The following is a 24,611-nucleotide window of genomic DNA, read 5'->3' as shown; positions in this document are numbered from 1 at the left end:
TGGGAAAAAGATGAAACGGCTAGGGTTATTTGGTGCGATATTGTTATCAGTGATCATTGCATTTTACATGCAGCCGGTGTTGTTTCCTCCTAAACTTGAAGTAAAAAAAAGCTCAGAGCAAATCACTCAAAATCAAATGACTACGTGGAAATACCAGAAGTTGGAAACATCTGGCTTTTCCACGTATGTTGGTCAATCAGTTGATGAATTAGAGCAACGTTTTGGTGATCCCTATGAACGCTTGACGAGTGGGTTTGGTTTTGAAACAAGATATTACCATGATCAAATCAATCACTTATCCTTTGAAGCGAATATCACAAAAGATAAAGTTTCCACGATTAAAGTATTAAATACGGACAACTCAACGATTGCTCCTTTTTACTTAGGGATGACAATGCAAGATCTAACAGAGATCACCACGATCTATACGAATTTTAATTTTCAATACAATGGAACAGATGTCGGGATCGAATTGATGGAAGAAGATATGAATTATCGACCGTTGATTGCGTTTGATAATGATACGTTTGCTATTTTATTCTTCGACCAAAGTAGTAATGGACTGTTTTCGATCGTTTATTTGGATAAAGCTAGTTTGTTGAAACTTCATCCCTATCAAGTATTTGGTTCAGACTTACCGCAATATAAAATAGACGATCAAGTAGATTGGGCTGAAATCAATCAAGCAAAAGAAGGTCATAGTGTTCGATTGTTGAATCAGTTAAGGCAATTGGATCGCTTACCACTTTATAAGCAGACGACCGGTTTTTCTACTCAAACGAAATTGCTTTTAAGTGATTATCTTAATAGACCAGAAGATATTTTGACGAAAGAACGATTAGCAGAATGGCAACAAATAGCGGGTAGTACAAACGCAACTGCTAAGTTTTCATTGACTACTGATGAAATTGATTCGTTAGTCGCAAAAAGAAAGCTTCCCCATTCGACCGGTGTCTTTACACATCCAGTGATTGATCCAACGTTTACATTTTTATTTTTGTATAGTGATCCGTACTATCACGACCGCTTTTTAGTTAACACTTCCGATCTATTAGGAATTGCTTTTTCAAAAGAAAATATGTTAGTCTTAATGCAAGAAGAAGTTAAGGAGAGTACCGATAGCAGTGATAATCAATGAGGAATTATTTGCCTTAGAAGATCAATGTCAGAGCTTATCCGATTGTATCAAAAAAAGCGAGACGATGAAAAAATATTTAAAAGCTAAAAAAGTGATGGAACAATCAGCGGATGTCAATTTATTGATTAATGATTTCTCAATAAAAAAAGAACAGTTTGAAAAAGTTGTTCCTTATCAAAAATATGCACCAGAATTTCGAGAGAAGCAAAGAGCTGTTCGGTTAGCCAAACGTCAACTTGATTTGCATGAAAAAGTAGCGGATTTTCGTTGTATGGAAACACAATTGCAAGATCTATTGGATAAAATTAGCCAACAGTTAGCAGAAACGGTATCGTTGACGATTAAAATTGATGCGGGAAATCCTTTTTTTGAACAAAAGGGGCGTAGTGGATGTGGAGGTAACTGTCATGAATGATGAAAAAAATGAATTTCAACTAACGAAACGACGTGGGTTGATTGTCTGGGTATACAGTTTGAAACAATTAAAAAATTTGAAGAAATTTGGATTGCTTCATTACGTTTCGCGTAAAATGAAATATGTCGTATTGTATTTGAATGAAGACACTTTTGAGCAAACTGCAGAACGAATCAACAAACTTCATTTTGTTCGCAAAGTTGAACGCTCTTATCGTCCAGACGTCGAAATGAACTTTGCTGATAAGATTGGTACGAAGCAACCAGTCAAAGAAGAAGGTTTTGAGATTGAGGAGATCAATACTAAGATTCGTTTAGCAGACCATGTCTTTTAAACCTGTTTTGTGTAAATCATTCATCTCTTAAATAAAAAAGATAAAAATAACTTGAGAAAGCATGAAATTAATGGCGATCCAAGTTTTTTTATCTTTTTTTTTGGTATACTAGTAACAGCACGATTTTTAAAAGGAGTGAGTCAATGCGAGTCATATCAGGAACATATGGTGGACGACGCTTAAAGAGTTTAGCAGGGGCTAATACACGTCCCACCACAGATAAAGTGAAAGAATCGATCTTCAATATGATCGGTCCTTACTTCGACGGAGAAACAGTCTTAGACCTATTTTCTGGTAGTGGCGGGTTAGCTATCGAAGCAGTTTCTCGTGGCTGTGGGCATGCCTTTTGTGTAGACAAAAATTACCAAGCGCTAAAAATAATCCAAGAAAACATTAAAGTAACGAAAGAGCCAGAAAAATTCACCACATTAAAACTTGATGCGGACAAAGCCATCGAAAAGCTGGCAAATGATCAGCAAAAATTTGATTATTTATTTCTTGACCCACCATATGCCAAACAAAAAATTCTTGACCAAATAATCAAAATGACGGAGCTGGACCTTTTTAATGATTCGGCAGTTATTGTATGTGAAACTGATAAAACAGTGGAATTACCAGAAAAGATTGCTGATTTTACGCAAATCAGAAAACAAACGTATGGTATTTCAACTGTGACTATCTACAGAAAAGAGGAAGACCTATGAAAAAAGCCTTGTTTCCAGGCAGCTTTGATCCGTTCACGAATGGGCATTTAGATATGGTCGAACGAGCAGCAAAAATGTTTGATGAGGTCATCATTGGGGTATTTGTGAATACGTCAAAAAAACATCTATTTACCGTTGATGAAAAAGTTACATTGATTACTCAAGCTGTTCGTCATCTTCCGAATGTTAAAGTGTACCATCAGGAAAATCAATTAACAGTCGAGATTGCGAATGAATTAGCTGTTCAAACCATCATTCGTGGTATCCGTAGCGTAAAGGATTTTGAATATGAACGGGATATTGCTCAAATGAATCATCATTTAAATCAAGAAATCGAGACGGTCTTTTTATTGGCTAAACAAGAATATAGTCACGTTAGTTCTAGTTTATTAAAAGAAGTCTTACACTTTGGGGGAGATGTCAGTGACTATCTTCCAATAGTAATCAACGAAGCGTTAGCTGGAAAGCGTGAAAATGATGGACTTTAAAAGATGGTTAAAGACGATTCTTGTCATTTTTTTAGGGATATTTATTATTGGGTTCGTGGTAATTCCACTTCCTTTTTATGTGGAAGCACCAGGAGCAACCATCAATTTGAAAGAGCTGATTACCGTCAATGGGAAAAAGGACAAAGATTCAGGTTCCTTTTCATTAACTTCAGTGGGCATCCGTCGAGCAACTGGTTTTACAGCAGTCAAAGCCAAGCTAGCACCGTTTGAAGATTTGATTAGCGCTGAGGAGTTGACTGGCGGGGCGACTAGCGAAGAATACAATCAAATCCAACAATATTATATGGAGTCTTCCCAAAATGCAGCGATTGAGCAAGCGCTAAAATTGGCAGGGCGCTCTTACCAGATGGAATTTAAAGGTGTTTATGTCATGAGTGTCGAGAAGAATTCCAATTTCTATGGAAAATTAGCAGTTGGTGATACAGTCACAAAAGTTGATGGACAAACCTTTAAAAGTGCAGAAGCATTTATGAAGTATGTCAAAAGTAAAAAAGTCGGCGATACGGTCACGATCACCTATCTCCGAGATGGCAAAGAAAACGAAACTTCAGGTAAATTGATCGAACTGCCAACGGATAATAAAGCAGGGATTGGGATTACTTTAACCGATCATACGAGTATCAAGTCGGATACAGATGTAATGATTAATTCAGGATCAATCGGAGGGCCGTCTGCTGGTTTGATGTTTACCCTGGAAATTTATGAACAATTGACCGGTAAAAATCTTCGTCAAGGGAAAGAAATTGCTGGTACTGGAACGATCAATAGCGACGGTGAAGTTGGGCGAATTGGTGGTATTGATAAAAAAGTGGCTAGTGCAGACAAAGCTGGCGTTGAAATATTCTTTGCACCGGATGATCCAATCTCAGATGAAATCAAGAAGAAACATCCAGAAATCAAAACCAATTACGAAGAAGCCAAAGCTGCTGCGAAAGAATTGAACTCTTCAATGAAAATTGTACCAGTGAAAACCGTACAAGATGCCCTTGATTATTTAGAAAAGATGAACTAAAGATTCATTAGAAATCGTTTTGTTTCAACAACATTTTTTTATCGTTGTTCATGAAACGGTTTTTGAACGAATAAATAGACAGACAAAATTTCCTTTAAGATTGATGTTTTCAATGACTCAGCCTTAACGGAAAGCATGTCTGTCTCTTTTTTATAGAGAAACTAAAATGAATAGAAACTAGCCATGAGGGGATCTATGTGTATGAGGTAAGCTTTTTATATTCGTTGGATCAGTAAAGGTAAAGTTATTTTTAATTGCGTCAGTTGATAAAGAGTTTAAACTTATTATGGAAAAATTTTCGGTGAAATGAAAAAATAGGAAATAAAGTGAAGATGTATGTTATAATCGAAGGACAGAAAAATGAATACAGTAAGATGATCAGATCGTTCTAAGTCAGTGTTTTTTTACTGATTCCCTAGTAAAACTACGTTGGCACACAGCTTTTGATTTTTACATTTATCCGATTCATTGGGTATTCTGAAAATAGAGGAAAGAGCTGGAGAATTTTATTCTTGAAATCTATTAAAACCAACTACCACTTTTATTTTGTGATCAAGTCCTGTTTGTTTTTCTAAATTTACTTGGAGAGGATTAATGATGAGAAAAAAAGCGATTGTAATTATAATGATTCAAATGGTGATTTATGTTAGCTCAATCATAGGTGCGTTTATGAATAGAGGAGTTATTACAAATTGGCCTTCTTTACTTTTGTTATTCGGAATATGTATCGGTAATTTTGTGCCAATCGAGTATCGGACTAGTTTCAATTCTACTGATCCTGGGATTATTCTAAAAAATCATACAAGACGGTTAGAAAACATCATTTACATGATCATCACATGTCTCGTAATCGTACTAGTTATCTATCTGGATATGGTATAACGACTAGTTTAGACAATGGAATATTTTGTCCGTAAAAAAATATCTTATAAAATCTATGTAAACTAGCTCACGATTATTCATGAGGAAAAGCGAGTCTTTGACTTATTTAGGATAGTTGAACACTGGGAAAGTTGATATAATCGAGGCGTTGCGTTTTAGTATAGTGAGAATAATTGTACATAGCCGCTAGAGAGACAGTGGCAAAGATGTCGGATTTAGGATTACTTAGGTAAGTCGGGTACATGCTCAAAAAAATCAAGGAAGAGCTTCGCTAAGAGTGTGAACTTGAAACTATTTTTAAAAAACGAATAGAAAAATAGATAAACATCAAAGTCAGTAAAAGTGATTTTGATGGTTTTTGCTAGGTAATGAAAAGAGAAATATAGACCCTAGGTCAACGCCTATTCCTGAAATGTTTAAAGGTATGAAAGATTCATTCTTCATAAAATAATTGTCCCAAAAGTAGGTTTATTTTCATGTAGAAAAATGGTTTGACGTATTTAATCATGAAGAGAAAAAACTTCTTCATAATTTAATGAAAGGAAGCCAATCGGAAAATAGTCACAATGAGCGAAGAATGGAAGAACAAACGAAAGCGTTTCTATACTACCAACTTTTCTTCACCAAAATTTGTGATCGGAGGGATCTTTGGCATCATAGGGGTCATCATCCTTGGTGGAATGGTGGTTCATTTTTTCAGTCAATCAAGTAAAAAGGATCAACTATTTTTGACAAACCAATCGATTGAAGCTCCGGAAAAGAACAGTTCTGAAACGAAACCAATTGATGAAACGGTGAGTACATCGACTAGGTCAGTGATTTATGTCGATGTGAAAGGAGCGGTGAAACAACCTGGAATGTACGCTTTTGTGGCAGAAGATCGGGTCTTTGATGTTATTCAAAAAGCAGGTGGGCTGACGGAATCAGCTGACGAGAAACAGATCAACTTTGCAGCAAAAATAACGGATCAACAAATGCTGTACGTTCCTGAAGTAGGAGAAGAAATTCCAGAAAGCTCAAATGCTAGTCTAGCGACGCTAGATTCAGTGGACACAAACCCAGATCGAGTGCATCTTAATACTGCTGATCTTTCGCAATTGCAACAAATACCGGGGATCGGTGAAAAAAAAGCCCGAGAAATTATTCAGTATAGACAAGATAATGGATCGTTCAAAAGTATTGACGAGCTTCAAGAAATAGACGGAATTGGTCAGAAGACAGTTGAAAAAATCAAAAACTTCGTTACAATTACTATAGAATAAACGATAGAGGTGGCTAATATGAGCAATGAACGGATTCCTTGGGACCAATATTTTATGGCTCAAGCAGTATTATTATCATTGAGAAGTACTTGTACACGATTAGAAGTCGGCGCAACTTTAGTAAGAGAAAAACGGATCATTGCTGGAGGCTACAATGGCGCTGTTAGCGGGGATGTTCATTGCATTGATGAAGGCTGTTATATCGTCGATGGTCATTGCTTGCGAACGATCCATGCGGAAATGAATGCTTTATTACAATGTGCAAAACTAGGCATACCTACGGAGGGCGCAGAGATTTACGTGACTCATTTCCCTTGTTTAGCTTGTACAAAAGCCTTATTACAAGCAGGAATCAAAAAAATCAACTATTTACATGATTATCGAAATGATCCGTATGCACAATCATTGATCGAACAATTAGGTGCAACTGTTCATCAAGTATCATTGGATTCTACTCACTTTTCTAAACTCCAAAAAGAATTATCAGGAGAACATGTTTAGTAGATTTTGTGATCAAGCACAGAATCGATTCATTTTTCCAGCGATTTCTTCGATTTTTATTTGTTTGTTTTATTATACAGACAGATGGCATTATCGTTTGATTTTCGCTGGATTTTTTTTGTTTTTTTTACGGAAAGAAAATAAACAAATTATTGGTTTAAGTCTCATTTGTAGTACGCTGGTTTTATTTTCTTGCTGGCTTAAAGAAACAAAACCAATCGATGATCAAAGGACGTTGGAACGTATCATGGTCGCCTCAGACACAGTGAAAATGAATGGAGATTTAGTGACTTTTATTGGGCACACAACGGACAAGCAAAAGATTTCTTGCAGCTATTATGCCAAATCTGAACAAGAAAGAAATTCTTTTCTTGTTCTTAGACATGAAGCGATTGAATTAATTGTAGTCGGGGATTACCAAGAAACTTCCAAACAAAGGAATCCTTATGGGTTTGATCAAAAAAAGTATGACCAAATACATCGGATCAAAGGACGATTTCAGATACGCCAGATCAAAGAACATTTGAATCGTAATGCTTGGCAGAATATGCTGAGCAGAACACGAGGAAGGTCTATTACGTTTATTCAAGAACACTTTAGTCACAAGGTGAGTGTCTATATGAATGCTTTGATCTTTGGCTATAAAGATAGTCAGTTTTTAGCATCAGAAGACACATATAAAGAAACTGGCTTACTTCATTTATTCAGTTTGTCAGGCATGCACATCCAAACTTACTTAGATTGGCTCTATTATCTGTTTCGCAGAGGAGGGATGACATTAACTGCTAGTTATCTCCCACTAGTTGGGGGGACTTTGGGGTATTTTAGCTTATCTGGGGGCTCTGTGTCAGTGAAAAGAGCGGGGCTGTCATTCTTATTGAAATTAGGGCTAAAACTCCTCAATGTCAAATTTTCTTCTTTCGATCATTATTCGATTATTTTATGGATACTTTTGCTGATCGAGCCGCTTTGTCTTTTCCAAGTAGAGGGCCAGCTAAGTTTAGGAATGAGCTTCTTCTTTCTTTTGTTGTCTCGCCCAACCACTAAGTTTCAAAAGTTCACTACTATCGTGTTATTTAGTATCGGCATCATGCCACTGACAGCTTGGCATTTTTATGAGTGGCCACTATTAGGTAGTATGTTGACTCTTCTTTTTGCTCCTGTTTTTAAGAAAGTATTTCTTCCTTGTTTGACGTTTTTATTTGTTTTTGGCAGGGTATTACCTCCAAGTGTTAGCGAGTTGCTTGATTCTTATTTAGTCCATTTCGAGAGATTACTAGATTCGTTGAGATTTGCCAATCTAGTGATTGGGCGACCGAATGGCTGGTTGTTAATATTTAGTTTAGGCTTTCTTTTATGGCTTATAGAGAAAAAACAACATAAACCTTGTCAATGCGTGACCGCTGCACTCCTTGTGCCCATTATTCTCATTTTTGGTCGTTTTCTTCAATTCGGAAGTAGTATCACTTTCAACGACGTAGGGCAAGGAGACAGTATTCTTTTTAAAGCGCCGTTTTTAAAAGAAATCGTTATGATTGATACTGGTGGAAAATTGAGTTTTCAAAAAGAAGTTTGGCAAGAGCGAAGGGTTAGACCACCTGCAGAGTTCAATCTTGTCCCATTTTTAAAAGGAAATGGCATCCGACACATCAATAAACTGATATTAACGCATGACGATATCGATCATGTGGGAGAAATCACGACATTAGCAAAACATTTCAAGATCGATACGATTTATATTGGTTGGGGAGCTGGCAAAAGCACCTGGCTCCATACGCAGTTGCAGAAATTGGAAAAAGCAGGAACTACTATTTGTGAAGTCAGGCAGGGTGATTGGATCAAAGGTTATTTTGATTTTTTTGTGTTGTCTCCGATTACCCAGGGGAAGGGGGAGAATGAAGATTCAATTGGCTTGTCAGTGACTCATCAATCCTGTCGTTTTCTCTTTTTAGGTGATTTAGATCAGCATGCAGAAGAAAAGATCGGAAACGCTTATCCAGATTTAAAAGCGGATGTGATCAAATTAGGACATCATGGCAGCCGCACATCTAGTCATCCACAGTTCATTTCGCAATTAGAAGCAACCTATGGTGTTTTATCCTGTGGCGTGAATAATTTATTTGGTCATCCTCATGAAGACGTACTAGCGACGTTAAAGCAGAATAAAGTCACTCCTTTGCGTACCGACCGTCAAGGCGCAATTACTTTTAAATGGCATCCCTTTTGGTATCCAAACGGAAAGATCCACACAATGATAGACTAGCAATTCCCAGCTACTCATGGTAGGATAAATTTGAAAGTGGTGAACGAAATGAGTATTCAAGCAGATTTACAAAAAATCCATAAAGAAAAGCTTGCGCCTTGCTATTTGATTCTAGGTACTGAAAAATATTTACAGGATCAGGTAAGAGCAGAAATCCAGAAAAAAATTCAAATCGATAGTCAAGATGACTTGAATTTCTTAAGTTTTGATATGGGGAATGCTAGTATTGATGAGGTGGTTGCTGAGGCAGAGACTTTGCCATTTTTTGGTGATCAACGCCTAGTATTTGTAGAAAATCCCTACTTTTTAACAGCTGAAAAAGTGAATAATGGGATTGAACAAAATACGGATCTACTGATTGATTATTTAAAAGAACCTTTAGAATCAACAGTTTTAGTGTTTTTTGCTCCCTATGAGAAATTAGATGAGCGGAAAAAAATAACGAAACAATTAAAAAAAACTGCTGTGACCATCAATGTTCAGCAATTGAATGAAAAAGAAGTACGTCAGTATTTATTGAATATACTGGAAAATGCACCGATTCAAATGGACCGTAAAGCGATTGATCTGTTTTTAAGGTTAACGGATCTCGATCTATCAAAAATGATGAGGGAATTGAATAAATTACTATTGTATGGGCAACAACAAGAACTGATCACTGTTAAAGAAGTGGAACAGTTAGTCCCTAAAACCTTGGAACATAATCTTTTTGATATGACACAATATATTCTTTCCGGGAAAACAGAACAAGCGCTGCGGTTGTTTGAAGACTTAATTACCCAAGGAGAAGAAACCATTAAGATCAATGCCATCTTGCTTTCACAAATACGTTTGTTTTTACAGACCAAGTTTTTGATGAAAATCGGTTATCAGCAGGCTAATATTGCTGAGACTTTAAAGATACATCCTTACCGTGTAAAATTGGCGATGCAAGAGGTACGTAAATTTGATGAAAAGATCCTAAGGCGTTTATTTGACGATCTGGTTGAAATGGATTACCAAATCAAAAGTGGTAAAATCGAAAAAGAATTAAGCTTTCAATTATTTGTCTTACGAACAGGTCAGCTTTTGAAGAGTTAAAAAGAAGAGAAAAACAATCGAAATAAATCCAAAAAGAACGCTTGAAACGATGATGTTTGAGCGTTTTTTAGACATCAATTGTTTTAGAGTAGGAAGTGCTGAGTCAGCCGCAGCTGGTTTACTAATAAAAAGAATGGAAAGAAACCCAACAGAAGGGTGATCGAATAGACTGTTTGAGACAAAATAAAAAAACCGGCCGTAGCCGATTTCCTTATTTAGCGATTTTTTTGCTTAAACGAGATTTGTCGCGGTTAGCTTTGTTTTTATGAATTAGACCTTTTGTTTCAGCCATATCAATAGCTTTAACAGCTTCTTTATATAACGCATCTACGTTTTCAGCACCTGAAGCTACAGCATCTTCAAATTTTTTGATTGCAGTACGCATAGCGCTTGTTTGAGATGAATTTTTAACGTTCGCATTTTCGCTTGTACGAACACGTTTGATTGCAGATTCAATGTTTGGCATTAGTTTCACCTCCGATAAATTAAGTTCTTACGCGTGTTACCGCATAATTCAACATTCATTATTATACCTAAATGAAGTAATCTTTGCAATATGAACATGACAAGTTTTTTTCCTTAACACTAAAAGAAACTTAATTCTAGGCTCTACTAGCATTGAAAGAGAAGGAAAATGGGCAAATAAAAAACGCTATTGTGGGAGACAATAGCGTTCAACCAAAGCAGATAAATTTATCTTTTTAAACAAAATTTGAATGGGACTGTTTGGTACTCGAACATTATATAACAAAGCGAACCGTTTGCAAAGCTTTTTTTGAAAAGGGATACGTTCCTTGTAGACTAAGCAATCATAACGATACCATTCTTTAGTTATTTTATAACCGTTAACCGTTGGTGTGTCTAAATTTATTCCGGAGTCCCAATAATTTTAATGTATTCATCAATATTTTTGATCATCATTTTTTTGATGACTAATTGATTGCGGCGGTTCCATTTTCCACTGACTTCTAATACATATTTATTTAAAGGGAGCCGAAGAATATATTTTGCCAAGTAACGATCTTTCAACAGACCGTTAATGACACGATCTTCCAGTTGAAGATTTAAGCCAGTCAACATCATAGGTTGTTCTTGTAAGACATACGTATCAATTAAAAGACCTTCAAAGGTTTCCATGAGCGTTTTCCTTTCTATATATAAAGCATAATAGCGAATGATTAAAAATATAAATGATGCTATCTTGTGTTCTAGTATAACAAAAAATGAAAGGAGGAGCCAAAAAGAAATGAGGATTATTTAATAATATTTTAGGAAACATAAAAGGGGGTAAGTGGTGTAGGGGTAAGAGGAAGAGGTAGGAACATTAAAAACATACTTGATGAAACTCACGCAACTTTTATCAAGTAGATTCCATAAGTAAAGATAAATGAAAAAACAATAAACCCGATAGATAAAGTTTGTTTACTCCATCTATCGGGTTTACTTTTTTCACGATCAATTAAAGTAGGTATTGAACACATTTTGGATCAGATCTGGAAATAAAAGATAAGCTAGTCCTAAAATCAATACGATCGCTAATAAAAACCAACCAACCGTGCCGATAAAGTATTTTAATTTTTCTAACATGTGATCACCTCGGAATAAGTATATCACGAACGATTCTATTCAGAGGACTCAAAACACTTTATCTGTGATCGATTTTTTCATTTACTTAAAGAAAATAATTGCAAGAGACAATAGGTAATACCAGAAGCAATGACTGGACCAGCCGCGATCCCTTTTAAGAAAACGACTCCGAGAATTGTTCCAAAAACCAATGCAACAGTAATCTGCGGGTCTGAAGCAATCAAACCGACTCCTTTGGAAGAAAGTACGGCTACTAGACCACCACAAAACACAGCAATCCAACCGATGGGTGATTTAAAGGCATCCAGTAAATCTTTTAAACCAATCTCGCCAGTAGCGATTGGAACTAAAATAGCAGCTGTGATGATGGTGACTCCTAGATTAATTCCTTTGCCTTGAAGCCAAGTAAGAAACACTTTCGATGTCGGTATCAATTTGACTAGTAATATAAAACCTGTAGCGATGATCAAGCTTTGATTTTTAGCAAGCAGGGCAACAAGCATGATCAATCCAAGAAAAATCCAACTTTCCATAAAAAAAGAACCTCACTTTCCTGCCATCAATCATATCATTTTTTCAACGGTTACAAAAGTGAGGTTCATCAGAGTGGAAAAACTAGATAGAATGGTGATTTGGCTGTAAGGGACAGCCAGTGCAACGTGATTTTTTGGAAGTATCTTCAGGTAAGGGTTTCAATAAACGTAACCCATTTAAGATAACCAAGATCGTGCTTCCTTCATGACCAATCACGCCAAGAGGTAAATTTAAAAATTGCAGAAAGTTAGAAAGGATCAGTAAACAAATCACTGTAAGAGAAAAAATAATATTTTGCTTAATGATTTTCTTCATTCTTAGTGAAAGACGGTGGGCATAACTTAATTTTTGCAAGTCATTTTTTACCAAGACGATATCAGCGATTTCCATAGCGACATCCGTTCCTTGTCCCATGGCAACTCCTAGTGAAGCAGTTGCAAGAGCTGGGGCATCATTGACACCATCACCAACCATTGCTGTGACAGTATACTTTTCTTTTTGCTGTTGTGCATAGTGTGTTTTATCCGATGGTGTGCAGTTAGCCAGTAAGTGTTGAACACCAATTTTCTCTGCAATAGCTGCAGCAGTCCCTTGGTTATCTCCAGTGATCATGCTGGTATCAATTTGCTGGTTATTGAAATAGTCAATGACTTGTTGGGCATTTTCTTTCGGCACATCTAATAAGCCGATGAGTGCTATCAATTGATTGTCTTTGGTTAAAACAATCACTGTCTTTCCCTGTTGTTCGAGTAAATGAATTTTATCAAGAAGTTCTTTTTCAGCTATCGACGTTTTTTCTGGTTCCCATTTACCTACAATCCACTGAGCTTCTTGGTAAACTGTTCGTAAACCAAACCCCGTGATTTCTTCGATTAGTAATTTTTGGATGTCTTTTGGTATAGCAATGTCAAAATGTGTTACGATTGCTTGAGCTAAGGGGTGCGTTGTTTTTTGTTCCATTGAAACTAAGATTTGTTGCGCCAGATTCTGATCTTTTACAAAATAGCTATCAGTTACTATCGGTTTACCTTTCGTTAAAGTTCCGGTTTTATCAAAGGCAATTGCTTTTAAATCAGCTAATTGTTCTAAATGGAGTCCACCTTTGATCAGCACACCGTTGCGGGCAGCGTTAGAAAGGGCTGCTAGTGTTGCAGGTGTCGCAGAGGCAACCAACGCACAAGGAGAGGCGACAACCAGTAAAACCATTCCCCGATAAAAACTTTCTTGAAAACTCCAGCCAAAAATGAAATATGAAACAAGAATCATTAATGGAACAACGACTAACACACCTTTAACGTAGGTATTTTCAATACGAGAGATAAAAGAAGCGGTCTTTGTAGGGGTGCTTTGTGCTTTTTCAACCAGCTGGATGATTTTAGCAAAAACGGTCTCATCACTTTTTTTAGTCACCTGTAGGATCAAAGGATTCCCTCGATTGATCGTTCCTGCAAATAACTCATCATGAGGGACTTTTTCAACTGGTACAGATTCACCACTCAATGTTGCTTCATCAACCGTTGCTTGTTGACTTTCTAAATAGCCGTCAATTGGGATCGTTCCACCTTTTGGGACAAATACCCGATCATTGATCTTAAGATCAGTTACAGCTATTTCTTCTAATTCTTCGTTTGCAGTTAAACGTTGTGCTTTTCGTGGCTGTAGATTCATTAAAGCGGTAATTTCTTGCTGACTTTTACTGGTCGTATATTCTTCGAGAGCGCCACTTAAACAGAAAATAAACGTAAGCATCGCACCTTCTAAAAAATCACCGATCAAACAAGCGCCAATTGCTGCCAAGGCCATCAATAAGTCAACATTCAATGTGTTTTCCTGCCAGAGTTCGGTCAACCCTTCACGAGTCTGCTTGAAACCACCGAATGAGATGGCTCCTAAATAAAAGATGATACTTAGAAAAGGCACAAAAGATTGAGTAGCCAAACCTAAGATTATAAGTAATAAACAACCGATTGTCGGGATAAATGTCTGTATTAAACGAGTCATATTTGTTTCCTCCTTTACAAAATTAATATACCACACCAAAATTCTAATTGATAATAAAAATCGCTAAATGAGAACGATAATAGTTATCATTTAGAATAACGCGTTTTTGGAAAGGGGATAATTAGAATATATATAAAAAAACACCGTAATCATACGGTGCTTTGACTTCGTTTTATTCAGTTACATTGCGATAAACCAGTAACCAATCAAAATGATTCCTAAAATAATCCGATACCAACCAAAAATTGTAAAGTCGTTTTTCTTCAAATAACTTAACAAGAATTTGATGGCTAAAACGGAGACAATAAATGATACGAGGGTTCCAACGAGTAAAATAATTGTTTCTTCCATTTTAAAGGAGTTTCCTTCAGCTAGATACTTCACGATTTTTAAACCACTGGCACCAAACATCACTGGGATACCAAGGAAAAATGAAAATTCTGTTGCTACAAATCGAGAAGCACCAATCAAAATGGCTCCGAGGATCGTAGCTCCTGAACGAGAAGTTCCAGGAACTAACGCTAATACTTGGAATAATCCAACCAGTAACGCCGCTTGATAAGTAAAATCGTTTAAGGTTGTCCAACGTGGTGTTTTTGTCTTGTTTCTTTTTTCCACAACAATGAATGCAATCCCATAAACGATTAAGACGATCGCAACTGGTAGAAATTTATGAAAATGTTCTTCTAACCAATCATCTAAAGGTAATCCAATAATAATTGCTGGAATACAAGCGACTACGACTTTGAACCATAATGTCCAAGTATCTTTTTTCTCAATAGTGGTTTTGCTTGGAGAAAAGGGATTTAATTTATGAAAATATAAAACGACGACTGCTAAAATAGCACCTAATTGAATAACGACGTTGAACATCGACATAAACTGTGTGCTAGCGTCTAGCTTGATGAACTGATCTGCTAGGATCAAGTGACCAGTGCTACTGATCGGCAACCACTCGGTAATCCCTTCGATAATTCCTAAGATAGCTGCTTTGATGATATTTGCAAAAAACATACGGACCTTCCTTCCCAAATAAAATACAGTATTAAGTATACCGTTCTTTCTAATGAAAACCAAATGCTTTCTTGATGTTAAGAAAAACTTGAGAAATAGCAAGAGGGCATAAGAAAGCGAGTACTCAAGTGAGTACTCGCAAACCAGTGTTTGATAACAGAACGATTATAAGAAAGAATCCCGCGAGTGTTTTTTTCCCTGCTCTATATAACTAATATCGTTGATTCCTTCAATTGAAAAATTGCCTTTTTCATACGTCACTTTTGTCACGCTGCCATTTAATAAGCCTGCTCGAACAGGTTGATGTACGTCAATTAGGCTGAGTAAAAAGCCAATCGTCAATCCATGAGAAACGACTAGGACGTTGCCACCACCATTTTTTTCGCAATGATGCGCAATGTCTTCAAATCCTGACCATACACGATTTTTTAAAGTATCGTAGGTCTCAGCCCAGCCAGCAGTATCCAAGTTATAAATAGCATTAGCAATTTGTTCAAAAGTTACGTCCGTCGTGAACATCTCATCATAAGTTTTGAAGTTTAATACTCGGGGGATAACTCCCCACATTTCCATGTCATAGCCACCTTCTAAGGAGCCAAAACACCATTCACGAATCCTTTGATCGATAAAGTAAGGGATATCTTTTCCTTTGGCATGTTCACTGAGGATGATACGTGCCGTTTCAATAGCACGACCACTATCGCTAGAATAAGCAAAAGAAAAATCAACGTCTTTCAATCCTTTTCCAAGATAGTGGATTCCTTCTTGGCCTTGTTTGGTAAGTGGTGTGTCACACCAACCTTGGACACGTTCAATCGTATTGAACATCGTTTTTCCGTGTCTGACGATGTAAAGAGTTGTTTTAGTCATATTTACAGCCTCCAATCGATTTGTTAGTTAAGCATTAAAGAAAGGGTTGGTTCTTTTTTCATGTTCAATGGTCGTAGCATCTCCATGCCCAGGATAAACGGCAAATTCATCTGGCAACACAAACAACTGGGTTTGAATACTGTGTAGCAGCTGTTCCAGATTCCCAGTATATAGATCGGTTCGACCGATACTGCCTTTAAACAGTGCATCACCTGATACGACAAAATCATCAAAGATAAAGCTGACACTTCCAATCGAATGACCAGGTGTAGGGACGACCCGAAATGTCATATTCCCTAGACGATAGGGTTTCATTTCAAATTCATATTCAGCAGGTGAAACAATGATATTCGCAATGTCATCATGTCTTCCCAAACCAGAAAGATTCAATATCGGATCGCCTAACCAACTTTGTTCTAATGGACTAACATATACAGGGATCTGATAAAACTGACGAAGTTCTTCGACGGCTCCGATATGGTCATAGTGGGTATGTGTTAGTAAAATCGCTACGGGTTGTTGTTGCGTTTTTTCGATTTGCGTTTTGATTTTTGCTGCATCTTCACCAGGATCAATAATCAGTAAAGCTTCATCGTTATAAACCAAATAACAATTTTCTTCGATCATCCCAGTTTTGATTTGTTCAATATGCATAAAGAGTTCCTCCTGATCGCTTACTTAATTCTAGTATAACTCAATTGATAAGATGAAACAAAAGACCCTACTTGAGGAATGGTCCACGGTGAATCTAAATCGAATTGAATGAATAATAAATGAATTAATTGAATATAGTAGAGCTGAGTCATGTTTTTTTGTAGCCGAGTTTTCTTGCTTCCTAAATGAACCACTTATTTCAATGACAAGGTGTAAAATAAAAGTATTGAGAGATTTTAAACAAGAGAACAGAAAATTCTCACTTCTTTTTAATAAGTTGGTGTTAGAGTGAGCTCATCCAAAAATCCTAATTCTATATCCTATTCGAGCTTGCGACAGTGATGTCCAACTCTGAAAAACAAAGGGAAGCATCCGAAAATGCAAAAAGCTATTTTCGGATGTTTTACTTTACTTTCAAGTGAACGATGATGAATGTAAAGGGAGAGAGATATCTGAATAATGTAAACAAATCTATAGCTTTGTGATCCTACTTGTGAAAGGAAGAAGTGACTAAATAGCTGTAATACTTTCATCTGTTTAGGCGTATAAATCGGCAAATTGATAAGCTTGATTTTAGTATTTTGCGATTCTTTTCTTTTTCAGGTAAGCTTATAGTCAAAGGAGTGGGAGTGGTGAAGCAATCAAAAATATCGGTACGTAACCTTGTTGAATTTATCTTAAGGCGTGGCAGTATCGACAATCGTAAAAAAAGTAACCATACCGCACTGGAAGGTGCCAAGATCCATCGGAAGCTTCAAAAAGATGCTGGAGAAGACTATGAAAAAGAAGTCTTTTTAAAGACGACTGTCCACTTCGAGGAATACCAGCTAATCATAGAAGGGCGAGCAGATGGCGTGTTCCAAAAAGAAGGCATCTATTATATTGATGAAATAAAAACTTCGGAACCGAGGTATGAAGACTTAGAAAAAGAACAAATTGAATTATTTTTCCATCAAGCAAGAACCTATGCTTATATTTATTGTCATGAACATGATTTAAAAGAAATTAATTTGCAACTAACTTATTATCAAACTACTGAAGGAATCATTACCCGAAAAGTTGAGCATCAAACCATCGAACAATTAAATGAGTTTTTTAAAAAACTTACAGATGACTATAAGGAATGGCTGATTTTTCAAGAGAATTGGCGTACCGTTCGAAATGCTTCTTTGATGGCTTTGAAATTCCCCTATGACAACTACCGTAAAGGTCAAAGAGAGTTAGCAGTCGCTGCCTATAAAACGATTCGTACAAAACAAAAATTATTCGTCGAAGCACCGACAGGAACTGGGAAAACAGTTTCTACACTGTTCCCCGCTTTGAAAGCAATAGGGGAAGAAGAGGGAGAACGCATTTTTTATTTAACGGCTAAAACAATCACGAGACAAGTCGCTGAAGATGCTTTGGAGGCGTTAAAAGATGTGGGTGCTGAGACCAAAAGTGTAACTTTGACAGCCAAAGATAAGATTTGTTTTTTAGACGAAACAACATGTAATCCAGATCAATGTCCATATGCCAACGGTTATTACAACCGGATCAATGAAGGATTATGGGATTTATTGAATCATGAAAATCAAATCACCAGAGAAGTTATTGAAACCTATGCGAAGAAACATACGTTATGTCCTTTTGAGTTGTCGCTAGATGTGAGTTTATGGTGTGATGTGATTATCGGGGATTATAATTATTTGTTTGATCCGACTGTTTATTTACGACGTTTTTTTGAAGGCGAAAAAAATGAGGATCATCTTTTTCTGATTGATGAAGCCCATAATTTGGTCAGTCGTTCCCGAGAGATGTACTCCGCAAAACTTTCATATCGAAGCGCTAGAAACGTCTATGCACTCATTCCAAAAGAATTTAAAAAGCTAAGACGACGTTTTAATAAATTACTCAAAGCGTTCGATCAGATCCAGGAAATTTCAAATGAAGATGGGTGGACCTACCACCATCAAAAAGCACCCGCGGACACATTGGTTAATGCTGGTTATCAATTGAGTGAGCACATCCAAGAGTGGTTGGCAGAGTATCCTGAACATGCCATTCAAGAGACGTTACTCCCCTTTTATTTTGACTTACTTCACTTTTTGAAAATCAGTGAATTTTACGATGATCATTATGAAACAACTGTAGAGAAAACTTATCAAGATTTCGTCATCAAAGCATTTTGCATCGATCCTAGTGATTTTTTAGAACAATCGTTAGCTAAGGGGAGAAGTAGTATCTTATTTTCCGCTAGTTTTTCGCCATTGTCTTATTACCAAGAAACGCTAGGAGGAAAAGAGAGCTTAGCTTATCGCTTGCCAAGTCCTTTTCCAGAAGAAAACCAAAAAGTGCTGATCACAAATTATTTAGAAACAACCTATCGTAAACGAGAAGAGAACATGCCTCGATTGATTGAAACGATCCAACATTTTACAAAAGAAAAGATCGGAAATTACTTGATATTTTTCCCCTCTTACCAATATTTGGATCAGGCAGTGACAGCCTTTCAAGAAAAACATCCAGATGTTAAGGTGCTGATTCAAGATACCACGATGAGTGAAATTGAGAGAGAAACATTTTTGAAGCAGTTTCAAATTGATCCAGACGAAACCTTACTAGCTTTTTGTGTGTTAGGCGGAATCTTTTCAGAAGGGATCGATTTAAAAGGAACCCGATTAATTGGCAGTATGATCGTTGGCGTTGGATTACCACAAATGAACCATGAGCAGGAGTTGATCAAAGAATATTATGACGAAAAAGATCAGCTGGGATTTGCTTATGCGTACCAATTACCTGGTATGAATAAAGTCTTACAAGCAGCGGGACGTGTCATTAGAGATGCCAGTGATCAGGGAATCGTTTTGTTAGCAGATCAGCGTTTTAATCGGTTGGATTATCGCCAATTGTTTCCAAGACATTGGCAGTCAGCGACCACTGTCAGAAACCTATCTGAACTCACAACAGAAATCACCGATTTTTGGCACAAAAGTAAATAATTGGAGATGTGAAATTACTCTAGCGCTAGTAGTTTAAAATTAAAAACACCTGAATCAACCACAAACGACTGGTAGATTCAGGTGTCTTATCTATTCAAGCGCGTATTTGATCAATTGTTTCATTGTCTGACAAGTAAAGCTATCTGTTAACGATAGTTAGTAAACTGAAGTTCGATCGGCAGATCTAATTTTCGCAATAAAGCAATCACCGCTTGAAGGTCATCACGGTTTTTTCCAGTTACACGAATTTGATCTTCTTGAATCTGGGTTTTTACTTTAATCTTTGAATTTTTGATCTCGGTTGTGATTTTCTTGGCATTTTCCCGATCAATGCCATTGATAAGTTCAGCGGATTGACGTGCTTTTCCTCCAAGGGCATGCTCTGATTCAGAGAAATGAATATTTTTGATTGGAACATTTCGTTTGTTTAATTTACTGAACAAGACATCTTTGATTTGTTCAATCTTGAAATCGTCGTCACTAAGAATGATTAATTTATTGTTATCAAATTTGATATCAATAGTCGAATCTTTAAAATCAAAACGGTTGGTTAATTCTTTTATTGTTTGCTGGATCGCATTTCTGACTTCTTCGATTGTGACCTCTGAAACAATGTCAAAACTTGCATCTTTTGCCATAGTGATCCTCCTGATTTGTTTTTATTTTATTGTATCATAGTCAAATGATTGTGTTGAAGCTTTACTAAAATTATTCTCATTTATGATTCAAGTATTTTAATTTAATTCATAACCTGTTATTCTTACAATTGGAATAACTTTGAAAGGAAGAGGTGCTTGTGAGTAAGATTATGACAGTGTATCAAAGAAATGAAATATTAAAAAAGATTGTGGTTATCTTAGTCACCGGATTGACCGCAGCGGTTGCCTTAAATTATTTTTTGATTCCAGCAAACGTCTTTTCCGCAGGGATGAATGGGATTGCCCAAATCATTGCCTCGTTATTATCTGACTGGCTCCACGTAAAAGTGGACACAGGTGCCTTTATCTTTATTTTGAATATCCCTATCTTTATTCTAGGGTTCTTGAAAGTAGGCAGACGAGCAACGATTTTAAGTTTTGTCAATGTAGTAGCCGTATCGGTAGCAACTACCTTACTTCCCACTGGGCAAGTGACGGACAATATTTTAATGAATGCCTTAGTCGGCGGTGTTTTGTTAGGTGTTGGTGTAGGGATCTCACTTAAAATGGGGTTTACAACTGGAGGAATGGATATTATTTCTTTAGTCCTTTCACAAACTACAGGGAAAACCGTTGGAAATTATATGTTGATGTTAAATGGTTTGATCGTGGTGATTGCGGGCTTTCTTTTTAACTGGGAGAGTGCGCTCTATACGATTATCTCTATCTATGCCATGACCCAAGTGATTGATGCGATTCATACGAGTCATCAAAAAGTGACCGCCATGATTGTGACGGTTAAACCAGATGAAGTGACCGCAGCGATCGCTCAAAATATGGTTCGAGGAATGACCCTCTTACCATCAATCGGTGGCTATTCTAAAAAAGAAGGTAAAACGATCATGATGGTGATCACTCGTTATGAAATGTATGATTTAGATCAAATCGTCCATGAAATCGACGAAGATGCTTTTATCAATATTTTACCAACGCATTCGGTATTTGGCCGTTTTGCGAATGAAAGCGAACAAAATCTTTACCGTTCTACGGGTGTCTTTCCCGAAATAAAGAAAACTCCTTCAAAAACTAAAAAACAATAATTGATTTAAATAAGTCAGAAGAATTTTCTGTTTTCAACCTGCTAAATGAGAATAGAACCTCTCGATTCTCATTTACAAATGAGCAAAAAAAGAGTATGATAAATGAAAATTGCATGAAGGAGTGCTGCAAGATGAGCGAAGCAAACCAAAAATGGTCTGCAGAAGAAGTCAATGAAATCAAGGAACGAATCTTAGCTGCCTTAGAAATGGTCATCGACCCTGAACTAGGGATCGATATCGTCAACCTAGGCTTGATCTATGAAATCGAATTTGATCCAGAAAACGGAGAAACAGTCATTAAAATGACCTTAACAACCATGGGTTGCCCGTTAGCTGATATCCTAACTGAATCAATCCACGATGCCTTAAAAGAAGTGCCAGAAGTAACTAAGGCAGAAGTCAAACTAGTTTGGTATCCAGCCTGGACGACGGATAAGATGAGTCGCTATGCACGAATTGCACTTGGTATTAGATAATTTTGACACGGGTTTCATATTCAACGAGTAAACAACTTTTAAACTCCTTTATCAACTTTTAGAAAAAGTTGGTGAGGGAGTTTTTGTTTTGTAAAAATTGATGCTTGATGAAGTAAAATTGTCAAAATATGAATAAATGATAACGACTTTTATCCCTTTCTCTTTTTCTATTCAAATCGCATCTCGAAATGCTTTATAAATTATACTTAATAAATTAAGTTGTGTTTTGTTTTTAATAATGTTAAACTTTGTTTAATTATATTTATATTTTGTTGGGAGGTTAATGAATGGAATGGTTTTTTAATTTAGAACCTGAGGAACAAGTATTTATTAAGAAATTTTTGTTGGCATCAGGTTCCTTAAAGCAGTTAGCAAAAGAGTATGAAGTTAGTTATCCAACAGTAAGAATAAGGTTAGATAGATTAATTGAAAAAATAAAACTTTTTGATGGAAAGCAAGAAGATTCTTTTGAAGTATCAATGATGCAACTCGTGATTAACGAAAAAATAAGTTTAGACGTAGCAAAAGAAATTATAAAAAAACATAGGGAGAGTATAGATGAATAATATAATACAATTTTTATTTATTGCAGGTATTATTGGGTTTCAAACCCTAAGTGGTTATATAGGGAATAAATATATGGGAGCGATCTTACCAGTGATTTTCAGTGGTTTAGTTGTTTTTATCGTTTTGACAGGTCATTTAAATCTAACATTTAGAAATATATTAATGCCTATTGTTGGTTTGATTACATTGATCTGTATTTATGAAGGCGGAAAAGAATCAAAGAAAAAAAAGACAATAAAAGAAATGGAAAAAATGAAAGCAAAGGATATCTTGAATCAATAATGAGTTATTGGCTGATACACTAACTTAAACTCTTTTAACAGCTTTTAGTAAAAGCTGATAGAAGAGTTTTTTTCTATGTAAAATATTCAGATAGCTGATGTACTAAAAGGTTGTTCAGTATAGGAAAATAATTGCGAAAGAGGTCGTTGAAACTCAAAAAAATTATAGCTTCCAAATTATCTAACAATCTAAGCAAACGCATAAGACAAGTTTTTTAGTAAGCGTTTTCTAGTCCTGATTTTCATGATATACTGTTTTTAAGTCAATCAAAAGGAGAATGAACATGAGAAAACAACGAGGTAGCTACTCGATATAGTGGAATGGATAGACCTATATCGAGTATGCTTTATCCAATCGACTATATCGCCGTCAACGATTATAAAATCATAATGACTGGAGCGATAAAAGATGATGGACCAATTAAAAAAAGAGTGGCTTAAAAGTGAGGAACAACAGAAAAATTTTACTGGCTGGGATTTTTCCTATTTAGATGGGAAATGGTCGTGTGAAGAGCCTCCGTGGGATTACCGAGAGCTTGTTTTAAATTATTTAACTCCAACTATGTTTCTACTAGATATGGGAACAGGTGGAGGTGAATTGTTACAAACATTTAACCATCCTTATGAGCAGACAGCAGTAACGGAAGGGTATCCGCCTAATTACCAGCTATTATTACAAACACTTGACCCTCAAGGCGTAACAGTAAAATTTGTGGGGGAAGAGGACGTATTGGATTTTCCAGATGATTCATTTGATCTAGTGATCAATTCTCATGAATCTTTTGCAGTAGCTGAAGTGAAGCGTGTCTTGAAACCAGATGGGTTATTTATTTCTCAACAAGTAGGAGATTTCAACGGGTTGAATTTGGCTTCTCGTTTGATGCCAGAAGTAAGGAAAGAATGTTTTGATTTTCATCTTTCCTTAGTGAAAGCAGAACTAGAACAGCACCATTTTGATCTTTTGTTTTGTGACGAAGCCTATTTGAATCAACAATTCTTTGATATGGATAGTTTGATCTTTTATGTACGGACGATTGAATGGGAATACCCAGGATTTACAGTTGAGAAAAATTTCAAAGAGTTATTGGGACTTTATGAAGAGTTGAAACGACATGGTACGATTTATAATTTGCAACATCATTTTGCTTTTGTTGCTCGTAATACAAAATAATGAACACATAAAAGTTACTACAAATCATTTTGAAATTCCTTATGGTGAGCAAGTGATTTAGCAAAAAAGAGTGGGGTGTCATATGCGACCAAAATCAAAAGATGAATTGCTTGAAAAAGCAAACAGCCAATTCGATGATTTATGGAAATTAATTAACGGTATGGGTGAGGAAGATCGCAAGCAATCCTTTCAATTTAGTGAAGAGTTTTTGGCGAAAAAAAAGGAAGCACATTGGCGACGAGACAAAGACTTAAAAGATGTATTGATCCATTTGTACGAATGGCATTTACTATTGTTACGATGGCTTGAAAGCAACTTTAACGGAGAAGAAAGAAATTTCTTGCCTGAACCGTATAATTGGCGAACCTACGGAAAGATGAATGAAGAGTTTGTAGAAAAGCATCAAACAACTTCTTTAGTGGAAGCTGAAAACTATTTGAAAAAAAGCCATGAGCAAGTAATGAAAAAATTAGACGCCTTGAGTAATGAAGAGTTATTCCAGAAAAAGCAATTTGCATGGGTGGGGAATACCACATTAGGTAGTTATTTCATTTCTGCAACTTCCAGTCACTACGAATGGGCAATCAAGAAGTTAAAACAATCTCAAAAAAATAAATGAATAAAATCAATAAAAAAG

Annotated in this window: 27 protein-coding genes; 18 read left to right on the top strand and 9 right to left on the bottom strand. The window is 36.2% G+C overall.

All coding sequences use genetic code 11. The features are described 5' to 3' along the window. The first annotated feature begins 10 nt into the window (after window positions 1-10). The 11 genes from AB3I42_RS12380 to holA all read left to right on the top strand — a co-directional run bounded on the left by AB3I42_RS12380 (window position 11) and on the right by holA (window position 10,100). Window positions 11-1,138 carry a CAP-associated domain-containing protein gene (locus AB3I42_RS12380; protein WP_010737455.1) on the top strand — a complete coding sequence of 376 codons (1,128 nt, stop codon included), beginning with the start codon at window positions 11-13 and terminating at the stop codon, window positions 1,136-1,138. Then, window positions 1,125-1,553, top strand: a complete 429-nt coding sequence (locus tag AB3I42_RS12375) for a YlbF family regulator (protein WP_010737456.1) — start codon at window positions 1,125-1,127, stop codon at window positions 1,551-1,553. Before AB3I42_RS12380 ends, AB3I42_RS12375 begins: the two co-directional genes overlap by 14 nt. Then, window positions 1,546-1,887 carry a YlbG family protein gene (locus AB3I42_RS12370; protein WP_010719349.1) on the top strand — a complete coding sequence of 114 codons (342 nt, stop codon included), beginning with the start codon at window positions 1,546-1,548 and terminating at the stop codon, window positions 1,885-1,887. The genes AB3I42_RS12375 and AB3I42_RS12370 overlap by 8 nt, the downstream gene beginning before the upstream one ends. Window positions 1,888-2,009: 122 nt before the next feature. Next, window positions 2,010-2,591: a 16S rRNA (guanine(966)-N(2))-methyltransferase RsmD gene (gene rsmD / locus AB3I42_RS12365; RefSeq protein ID WP_223603477.1), complete on the top strand. Its 582-nt coding sequence runs from the start codon at window positions 2,010-2,012 to the stop codon at window positions 2,589-2,591. Next, window positions 2,588-3,079 (top strand): pantetheine-phosphate adenylyltransferase, encoded by a 492-nt coding sequence (coaD, locus tag AB3I42_RS12360; protein WP_368022529.1) that lies wholly within the window; start codon window positions 2,588-2,590, stop codon window positions 3,077-3,079. Before rsmD ends, coaD begins: the two co-directional genes overlap by 4 nt. Continuing rightward, the gene (locus AB3I42_RS12355) at window positions 3,069-4,112 is read left to right on the top strand and encodes a SepM family pheromone-processing serine protease (RefSeq protein WP_025480486.1); all 1,044 of its coding nucleotides are present in this window, start codon (window positions 3,069-3,071) and stop codon (window positions 4,110-4,112) included. The genes coaD and AB3I42_RS12355 overlap by 11 nt, the downstream gene beginning before the upstream one ends. Window positions 4,113-4,706: 594 nt before the next feature. Beyond that, window positions 4,707-4,994, top strand: coding sequence for a hypothetical protein (locus tag AB3I42_RS12350; protein ID WP_010737459.1), 288 nt, complete (start codon window positions 4,707-4,709; stop codon window positions 4,992-4,994). 566 nt (window positions 4,995-5,560) lie between these two features. Further along, window positions 5,561-6,256 carry a helix-hairpin-helix domain-containing protein gene (locus AB3I42_RS12345; RefSeq protein ID WP_081125640.1) on the top strand — a complete coding sequence of 232 codons (696 nt, stop codon included), beginning with the start codon at window positions 5,561-5,563 and terminating at the stop codon, window positions 6,254-6,256. 18 nt (window positions 6,257-6,274) lie between these two features. Next, complete coding sequence (locus AB3I42_RS12340) at window positions 6,275-6,757, top strand: ComE operon protein 2 (protein ID WP_010719343.1); 483 nt, start codon at window positions 6,275-6,277, stop codon at window positions 6,755-6,757. After that, complete coding sequence (locus AB3I42_RS12335; RefSeq protein WP_368022528.1) at window positions 6,750-9,020, top strand: DNA internalization-related competence protein ComEC/Rec2; 2,271 nt, start codon at window positions 6,750-6,752, stop codon at window positions 9,018-9,020. Before AB3I42_RS12340 ends, AB3I42_RS12335 begins: the two co-directional genes overlap by 8 nt. Before the next feature lie 36 nt (window positions 9,021-9,056). Further along, complete coding sequence (holA, locus tag AB3I42_RS12330; RefSeq protein ID WP_368022527.1) at window positions 9,057-10,100, top strand: DNA polymerase III subunit delta; 1,044 nt, start codon at window positions 9,057-9,059, stop codon at window positions 10,098-10,100. A 211-nt stretch (window positions 10,101-10,311) separates the two neighbouring features. Here holA and rpsT read toward each other — a convergent pair whose 3' ends face one another. The 8 genes from rpsT to AB3I42_RS12290 all read right to left on the bottom strand — a co-directional run bounded on the left by rpsT (window position 10,312) and on the right by AB3I42_RS12290 (window position 16,760). Then, window positions 10,312-10,566: a 30S ribosomal protein S20 gene (gene rpsT, locus AB3I42_RS12325; protein WP_010719340.1), complete on the bottom strand. Its 255-nt coding sequence runs from the start codon at window positions 10,564-10,566 to the stop codon at window positions 10,312-10,314. A gap of 401 nt (window positions 10,567-10,967) precedes the next feature. Beyond that, complete coding sequence (locus AB3I42_RS12320) at window positions 10,968-11,237, bottom strand: hypothetical protein (protein ID WP_005878685.1); 270 nt, start codon at window positions 11,235-11,237, stop codon at window positions 10,968-10,970. 318 nt (window positions 11,238-11,555) lie between these two features. Continuing rightward, window positions 11,556-11,687 carry a hypothetical protein gene (locus AB3I42_RS12315; RefSeq protein WP_010719339.1) on the bottom strand — a complete coding sequence of 44 codons (132 nt, stop codon included), beginning with the start codon at window positions 11,685-11,687 and terminating at the stop codon, window positions 11,556-11,558. A gap of 77 nt (window positions 11,688-11,764) precedes the next feature. Beyond that, entirely contained in the window at window positions 11,765-12,220 is a 456-nt protein-coding gene (locus AB3I42_RS12310) for a DUF441 domain-containing protein (protein WP_010719338.1), read from the bottom strand. An 82-nt stretch (window positions 12,221-12,302) separates the two neighbouring features. Further along, window positions 12,303-14,222 (bottom strand): heavy metal translocating P-type ATPase, encoded by a 1,920-nt coding sequence (locus tag AB3I42_RS12305; protein WP_081123436.1) that lies wholly within the window; start codon window positions 14,220-14,222, stop codon window positions 12,303-12,305. 180 nt (window positions 14,223-14,402) lie between these two features. Beyond that, window positions 14,403-15,236, bottom strand: coding sequence for an undecaprenyl-diphosphate phosphatase (locus AB3I42_RS12300; protein ID WP_010737464.1), 834 nt, complete (start codon window positions 15,234-15,236; stop codon window positions 14,403-14,405). A gap of 165 nt (window positions 15,237-15,401) precedes the next feature. Continuing rightward, window positions 15,402-16,106, bottom strand: a complete 705-nt coding sequence (locus AB3I42_RS12295) for a histidine phosphatase family protein (protein WP_034700670.1) — start codon at window positions 16,104-16,106, stop codon at window positions 15,402-15,404. A gap of 27 nt (window positions 16,107-16,133) precedes the next feature. Further along, the gene (locus AB3I42_RS12290; protein ID WP_010719334.1) at window positions 16,134-16,760 is read right to left on the bottom strand and encodes an MBL fold metallo-hydrolase; all 627 of its coding nucleotides are present in this window, start codon (window positions 16,758-16,760) and stop codon (window positions 16,134-16,136) included. A 629-nt stretch (window positions 16,761-17,389) separates the two neighbouring features. On the opposite strand from AB3I42_RS12290, the gene AB3I42_RS12285 reads away from it, so the two are divergent. Then, entirely contained in the window at window positions 17,390-19,741 is a 2,352-nt protein-coding gene (locus AB3I42_RS12285; RefSeq protein WP_181933687.1) for an ATP-dependent DNA helicase, read from the top strand. 146 nt (window positions 19,742-19,887) lie between these two features. Here the strand turns inward: AB3I42_RS12285 and AB3I42_RS12280 are convergent, their stop codons facing one another. Further along, entirely contained in the window at window positions 19,888-20,379 is a 492-nt protein-coding gene (locus AB3I42_RS12280; protein WP_010737468.1) for a YajQ family cyclic di-GMP-binding protein, read from the bottom strand. A 158-nt stretch (window positions 20,380-20,537) separates the two neighbouring features. Between AB3I42_RS12280 and AB3I42_RS12275 the strand changes: the two genes are divergently transcribed. From AB3I42_RS12275 to AB3I42_RS12250, 6 genes are all read left to right on the top strand, one after another. Then, window positions 20,538-21,479, top strand: coding sequence for a YitT family protein (locus AB3I42_RS12275; RefSeq protein WP_368022526.1), 942 nt, complete (start codon window positions 20,538-20,540; stop codon window positions 21,477-21,479). Window positions 21,480-21,610: 131 nt separating this feature from the next. Beyond that, entirely contained in the window at window positions 21,611-21,955 is a 345-nt protein-coding gene (locus AB3I42_RS12270; protein WP_010719329.1) for a metal-sulfur cluster assembly factor, read from the top strand. 287 nt (window positions 21,956-22,242) lie between these two features. Beyond that, the gene (locus AB3I42_RS12265) at window positions 22,243-22,521 is read left to right on the top strand and encodes a DUF2089 family protein (RefSeq protein WP_010737470.1); all 279 of its coding nucleotides are present in this window, start codon (window positions 22,243-22,245) and stop codon (window positions 22,519-22,521) included. Beyond that, entirely contained in the window at window positions 22,514-22,804 is a 291-nt protein-coding gene (locus AB3I42_RS12260; protein WP_034700666.1) for a hypothetical protein, read from the top strand. The genes AB3I42_RS12265 and AB3I42_RS12260 overlap by 8 nt, the downstream gene beginning before the upstream one ends. 408 nt (window positions 22,805-23,212) lie before the next feature. Next, window positions 23,213-23,974, top strand: coding sequence for a class I SAM-dependent methyltransferase (locus tag AB3I42_RS12255; RefSeq protein ID WP_368022525.1), 762 nt, complete (start codon window positions 23,213-23,215; stop codon window positions 23,972-23,974). Window positions 23,975-24,056: 82 nt separating this feature from the next. Beyond that, complete coding sequence (locus AB3I42_RS12250; protein ID WP_010737473.1) at window positions 24,057-24,593, top strand: ClbS/DfsB family four-helix bundle protein; 537 nt, start codon at window positions 24,057-24,059, stop codon at window positions 24,591-24,593. Window positions 24,594-24,611: the final 18 nt, after the last annotated feature.

This window comes from Enterococcus sp. C53 (assembly GCF_040887425.1).
GTDB classification, from domain to species: domain Bacteria; phylum Bacillota; class Bacilli; order Lactobacillales; family Enterococcaceae; genus Enterococcus_B; species Enterococcus_B hirae.
Note: the sequence above shows the minus strand (reverse complement) of the source record. Positions and strands in the feature narration are given on the sequence as shown.

What these genes read in the sequence shown, in the direction of transcription:
- AB3I42_RS12350 (WP_010737459.1), top strand. Translation starts at nt 4,707, where the DNA reads ATGATGAGAAAAAAAGCGATTGTAATTATAATGATTCAAATGGTGATT.
- AB3I42_RS12265 (WP_010737470.1), top strand. Translation starts at nt 22,243, where the DNA reads ATGGAATGGTTTTTTAATTTAGAACCTGAGGAACAAGTATTTATTAAG.
- rpsT (WP_010719340.1), bottom strand. Translation starts at nt 10,566, where the DNA reads ATGCCAAACATTGAATCTGCAATCAAACGTGTTCGTACAAGCGAAAAT.
- AB3I42_RS12305 (WP_081123436.1), bottom strand. Translation starts at nt 14,222, where the DNA reads ATGACTCGTTTAATACAGACATTTATCCCGACAATCGGTTGTTTATTA.
- AB3I42_RS12380 (WP_010737455.1), top strand. Translation starts at nt 11, where the DNA reads ATGAAACGGCTAGGGTTATTTGGTGCGATATTGTTATCAGTGATCATT.
- AB3I42_RS12320 (WP_005878685.1), bottom strand. Translation starts at nt 11,237, where the DNA reads ATGGAAACCTTTGAAGGTCTTTTAATTGATACGTATGTCTTACAAGAA.
- AB3I42_RS12255 (WP_368022525.1), top strand. Translation starts at nt 23,213, where the DNA reads ATGATGGACCAATTAAAAAAAGAGTGGCTTAAAAGTGAGGAACAACAG.
- AB3I42_RS12345 (WP_081125640.1), top strand. Translation starts at nt 5,561, where the DNA reads ATGAGCGAAGAATGGAAGAACAAACGAAAGCGTTTCTATACTACCAAC.
- AB3I42_RS12310 (WP_010719338.1), bottom strand. Translation starts at nt 12,220, where the DNA reads ATGGAAAGTTGGATTTTTCTTGGATTGATCATGCTTGTTGCCCTGCTT.
- AB3I42_RS12290 (WP_010719334.1), bottom strand. Translation starts at nt 16,760, where the DNA reads ATGCATATTGAACAAATCAAAACTGGGATGATCGAAGAAAATTGTTAT.
- coaD (WP_368022529.1), top strand. Translation starts at nt 2,588, where the DNA reads ATGAAAAAAGCCTTGTTTCCAGGCAGCTTTGATCCGTTCACGAATGGG.
- AB3I42_RS12270 (WP_010719329.1), top strand. Translation starts at nt 21,611, where the DNA reads ATGAGCGAAGCAAACCAAAAATGGTCTGCAGAAGAAGTCAATGAAATC.
- AB3I42_RS12250 (WP_010737473.1), top strand. Translation starts at nt 24,057, where the DNA reads ATGCGACCAAAATCAAAAGATGAATTGCTTGAAAAAGCAAACAGCCAA.
- AB3I42_RS12280 (WP_010737468.1), bottom strand. Translation starts at nt 20,379, where the DNA reads ATGGCAAAAGATGCAAGTTTTGACATTGTTTCAGAGGTCACAATCGAA.
- AB3I42_RS12355 (WP_025480486.1), top strand. Translation starts at nt 3,069, where the DNA reads ATGGACTTTAAAAGATGGTTAAAGACGATTCTTGTCATTTTTTTAGGG.
- AB3I42_RS12315 (WP_010719339.1), bottom strand. Translation starts at nt 11,687, where the DNA reads ATGTTAGAAAAATTAAAATACTTTATCGGCACGGTTGGTTGGTTTTTA.
- AB3I42_RS12300 (WP_010737464.1), bottom strand. Translation starts at nt 15,236, where the DNA reads ATGTTTTTTGCAAATATCATCAAAGCAGCTATCTTAGGAATTATCGAA.
- AB3I42_RS12295 (WP_034700670.1), bottom strand. Translation starts at nt 16,106, where the DNA reads ATGACTAAAACAACTCTTTACATCGTCAGACACGGAAAAACGATGTTC.
- AB3I42_RS12335 (WP_368022528.1), top strand. Translation starts at nt 6,750, where the DNA reads ATGTTTAGTAGATTTTGTGATCAAGCACAGAATCGATTCATTTTTCCA.
- AB3I42_RS12340 (WP_010719343.1), top strand. Translation starts at nt 6,275, where the DNA reads ATGAGCAATGAACGGATTCCTTGGGACCAATATTTTATGGCTCAAGCA.
- AB3I42_RS12370 (WP_010719349.1), top strand. Translation starts at nt 1,546, where the DNA reads ATGAATGATGAAAAAAATGAATTTCAACTAACGAAACGACGTGGGTTG.
- AB3I42_RS12260 (WP_034700666.1), top strand. Translation starts at nt 22,514, where the DNA reads ATGAATAATATAATACAATTTTTATTTATTGCAGGTATTATTGGGTTT.